The sequence below is a fragment of the Romboutsia maritimum genome, assembly GCF_002251085.2.
GTDB classification, from domain to species: Bacteria; Bacillota; Clostridia; order Peptostreptococcales; family Peptostreptococcaceae; genus Romboutsia_B; species Romboutsia_B maritimum.
The window spans coordinates 1-4126 of sequence record NZ_NOJZ02000058.1 but is presented as its reverse complement, the minus strand read 5'-3'; the positions used below and the strand labels follow the sequence as shown (position 1 = coordinate 4126).

Annotated in this window: 4 protein-coding genes; 2 read left to right on the top strand and 2 right to left on the bottom strand. The window is 28.5% G+C overall.

The window, feature by feature from the left end; translation table 11 throughout:
- Positions 1–287 precede the first annotated feature (287 nt).
- Both CHF27_RS13430 and CHF27_RS13425 read left to right on the top strand, forming a co-directional pair.
- Positions 288–473: a hypothetical protein gene (locus tag CHF27_RS13430; protein ID WP_095405344.1), complete on the top strand. Its 186-nt coding sequence runs from the start codon at positions 288–290 to the stop codon at positions 471–473.
- A gap of 674 nt (positions 474–1147) precedes the next feature.
- Positions 1148–1747: a GNAT family N-acetyltransferase gene (locus CHF27_RS13425; RefSeq protein ID WP_095405343.1), complete on the top strand. Its 600-nt coding sequence runs from the start codon at positions 1148–1150 to the stop codon at positions 1745–1747.
- 280 nt (positions 1748–2027) lie between these two features.
- Here the strand turns inward: CHF27_RS13425 and CHF27_RS13420 are convergent, their stop codons facing one another.
- On the bottom strand, positions 2028–3581 hold the full coding sequence (locus CHF27_RS13420; RefSeq protein WP_095405342.1) for a YfcC family protein: 1554 nt from the start codon (positions 3579–3581) through the stop codon (positions 2028–2030).
- Positions 3582–3828: 247 nt separating this feature from the next.
- Positions 3829–4126, bottom strand: a 298-nt coding sequence (locus tag CHF27_RS13415) for an amino acid kinase family protein (protein WP_456300102.1), incomplete at its 5' end; no start/stop codon positions are given.

Here is a 4126-nt window from a genome sequence, read left to right as displayed (position 1 = left end):
CTTATATATTTTGTTATCTTCTATAAGATTATGCTTATTCATACCTAATGAACTTAACGATATTATAATTACACATATAATGTAAAATAATTTATTTTTTAATAAATTTGATATTTTAATTTTTTCCATATTTTACTCCTTAAAATAAATTATATTTTTATAATTTCCCATAAAAAATTTTATATTCCAAATTAATAAAGTATAAAAATGAATATATATATTTATATTGTAAATACTTTTATTGAACAAATAATCATACATAATTATTTTTTAAATTGGAGGTAACTATGAAAAATTCAAAAAATGAATTAAAAGATGCTTTTAGTCAACTTCAAAGTGCTCAAATTTGTTTGAAACACGCACTACAAAACGCTGAAAAGCAAAATAACAAACATCAAATTCAAAATACATTATCCGCAGTAGATGAAGCTATATTTGCAGCTAGTAATGCTGTTGCAAATTATCAAGACTAAAATAAAAAAATAAACCTATATATAGGTTTATTTTTTTTATTCTTATTTTTTGAAAATAGTAAATAATCATATCTTTAATATAATTTTAAATTTTTTATATTTTTCTAAAAAAAGCATCAAAAACAAGTCTTTTTTATCAAAAATTATGATATAATATTATCATCTTAAGTTAATAAATTAGATAAAACAAATCTAAATATTTTTATAAAACAATTATGAAACAGTAAAAATTATATAGTAACTTACAAGGAGATTATAATTTTAAGTCTCCTTAGTCTAAGAAAAGAGGTAACTTAAAAAGCCTCGTATGTAGAGAAATCTGCATAGGACACAACTTGAATTGCAGATAATTCCTAAAGCCACAATGCCACAACGTAAAAGCGAATAGCTTTAAGCGTGATGGAACGAAAGTAGAAAAAAGTTTGTGGATGGCATATGGTTAAACCCTAAGTGCTTTTACAATGGATGTTCATGCAGGGAAGTCCTGAATAGGGAAACCCTCAACGACTAGAGATTTGTCTCGTACACCATAAGCGATTGATGGTGGAAGTGGGTTGCCCCTAACGAGTAATGTCGAGGGTGAAGAAATAGTCTGCTCTCATATGAAAGTATGAGAAGTTCATAAGAGAACTGCATAGGTGTAGCGAACTTATGTGAACGAATGGTGCTTAGTTGTGATAAAAACAGTAAAATTATCAAAATTCAATGGAAAGCTTTGTGAAAACTTATATGGTGATGTTTGTTTTATTACTCCCGATAAGTTTAATGATGTAGTTGATTTATATCACAGGGTTCATAGTACCATGGATAATAAAAACTGGCTTAAATTTCGCGATGTATTTTATCTAAAAGATATTTTAGACAAAGGTGGCTTTATAGTAGGTTGCTATATTGAAGATATATTAGTAGCTTCTGCTCTTTGTGAAATTCCAAGTGGAGATTATATAAATTATATTTCAGAGATGGATTTAGATTATGACTTAAATGATATTTTTGTATCTGGGTTTGTAATGGTAGATCCACTTTATCGTGGTAATTCTCTGCATAGAATATTATTAGAAACTAGAATAGAGTCTTCTATTAAAAGGGGTAAAAAATATATAGTAACAGCAATAGCTACAGAAAATATCTATAGTATAAATACGGTGGTAAATTTAGGATTCGAAGCAAAATTCCAAAGAAAAAACGAATATGGAATAACAAGAAATGTTTATATTAAAAAATTAGATTCTGAAGCATCTAAAAATGTAAAAGATGTAGAATTTACAGCTTAATCTAAATATTATTTGTTACACAATTCTAAAGGGGTCAATCCCCTTATTTTTATGCCTAAATAATTTTTTTATTTATATTCCTCATTTCATATATAAAAAATTTACTTTGCTCATGTCGCCAATGACTCTGTTCGTTGCTCAAAATGTCATTTTTTACATTATTGCTATCATTCATAGGTTATTTACATAAAATTATGCAATCTAGTTTCCTTACATGTAAAAAAGAACTGTTTCTTAAAATAAACAGTTCTTTTTTATGTATATATTTATGTTTTAACTATTATAATCCTAATATCATAGGTCCAACTGATAATATTATTACTGTTGCTATAAATACAAGAACTAACAATTTACTTACAAATTTAACCCAAGTTGCATAGTCTATTTTAGCTATTGCAAGACCACCCATAACAACTCCTGATGTTGGAGTTACTAAGTTTACTATACCACATCCTCCACAGAAAGCTGAAACTACTATTTCTGGAGATATACCTAATTGTTTAGCTAAAGGTGCAAATATTGGCATAGATACTGATGCAAGACCAGTAGTTGATGGTACTAAGAATGATAAAGCTATGTATATTACATAAGCTAAGTTTGCAAATAATAAGCCTGCAACTCCATTTAACATTCCAGATGCTTTATCTAATATGAATAAATCTAATCCTGTGTTTGTCATCATAAAAGATACACCTCTTGATATACCTATAACAAGAGCAACCCCAACCATATCAGCACATCCTGCTATAAATGAATCAACTATCTCTTGTTCTGGCATTCTATATAATAAAGCTATTACAACAGCCATTATAAAGAACCATACTGTTAATTCTGAGAAATACCAAGTTCCTAAAGATGCACCATTAAGCCAATCTGTTGACTTTTCAAATATAGTTATCCCAAAGTTAGTCCAAGGTACAACACCTACTATCATTATTACAAAAGAGAACAGGAATAAACCTAAAACTAATTTTCTCTTACCTGTTAATTCTATAACTTCTTCACTATTTTTACCAAAAGCTTCATTAGCAGCTTCTAATTCATGTTTAGATAATAAACTACTATTTTTATCTGCTTTTACTTTTTTAGCATATTTCATTACATATATTATTGATATTGCCAATGTTGCTATCCATAATAATGCACCTAATGCTATTGTAGTCCCTTGATTTATTTCTACCCCTACTGCACCAGCTGCTGAAACTGCTGCTCCTACAGCAAATGGGTTAACTGTTGAACCTAAAACCCCAGCACCTGCTCCAAGTAATACTATTGAAGCACCTACTATTGGGTCAAATCCTGCAGCCATCATTGTTGCAGTTAATAATGCATAGAATGCTAATGATTCTTCAGCCATCCCGTAAGAACTTCCACCTAATGAGAATAAAAACATTAAAACTGGTATTAACATTATTTCTTTACCTTTTAATTTTTTAACTAATGCTCCTACCCCTGCATCTAATGCTCCTGTTTTTGTAACAATTCCTAAGAATCCACCTATTATTAGTACGAATAATGCAACGTCTATTGCTCCTTTAAGTTGACCTTCATTCCAAACATTTATTGTTTGTCCATCTGCTTCATTTATTGTTTTTAAAGCAGCATTTATTCCTCCCTTATTCATAGATTCAGTTATTAAAGTATCTCTTGTTGTATCTTTAACCCCAACCATACCATTTACTGGAGCCATAACTAAATCAGCTAATTTTGCTTTTTTAACTCCCGGTACAAATTGAGTTGCTAATGCTATAGCTATCATTATAGCTAATAACACTGTATAAGCTGATGGGAATTTAAACTTTTTCTTACTTTTAACTTGTGCTTCACTTGACATTATAGTTTCCCCCTTTAAATCGTTTTATTTAAATTACGGCTTATGCCAAATTTAACAATTATTTTTTACCATCTTTTGAAAACGTTTTTACGATAAGTAAAATTATAATCAAATTTATTATTGCTACGGATTATATCTATATTTAAATTATGATTTAAAGGAAATTGTATTTTTTAATACGATTTCCTTATTACTATCTATTAAATGTCCAATCAAAATATGTCAGGTGAATTTAAATTATTATTTATTATTTTTTTATTATAGTTCCTGTTTCTCCATGTAAAGCTTCTTTAGCTTTTTCTAATGAAGTTATTAATGCTTGACCATTAGTTCCAGCTTCTACAAAGTCTAAACAAGCTTCTACTTTAGGTAACATTGAACCTTTTGCAAAATGTTCTTCTTTTATATATTGTTTAGCCTTTTCTATATCCATGCAAGCTAATTCTTCTTGATTTGGCTTGTTAAAGTTTATACAAACTCTATCAACAGCAGTTAATATAACTAACATTTCTGCATCAAGATCTTTAGCTAATTTAGCACTTGAT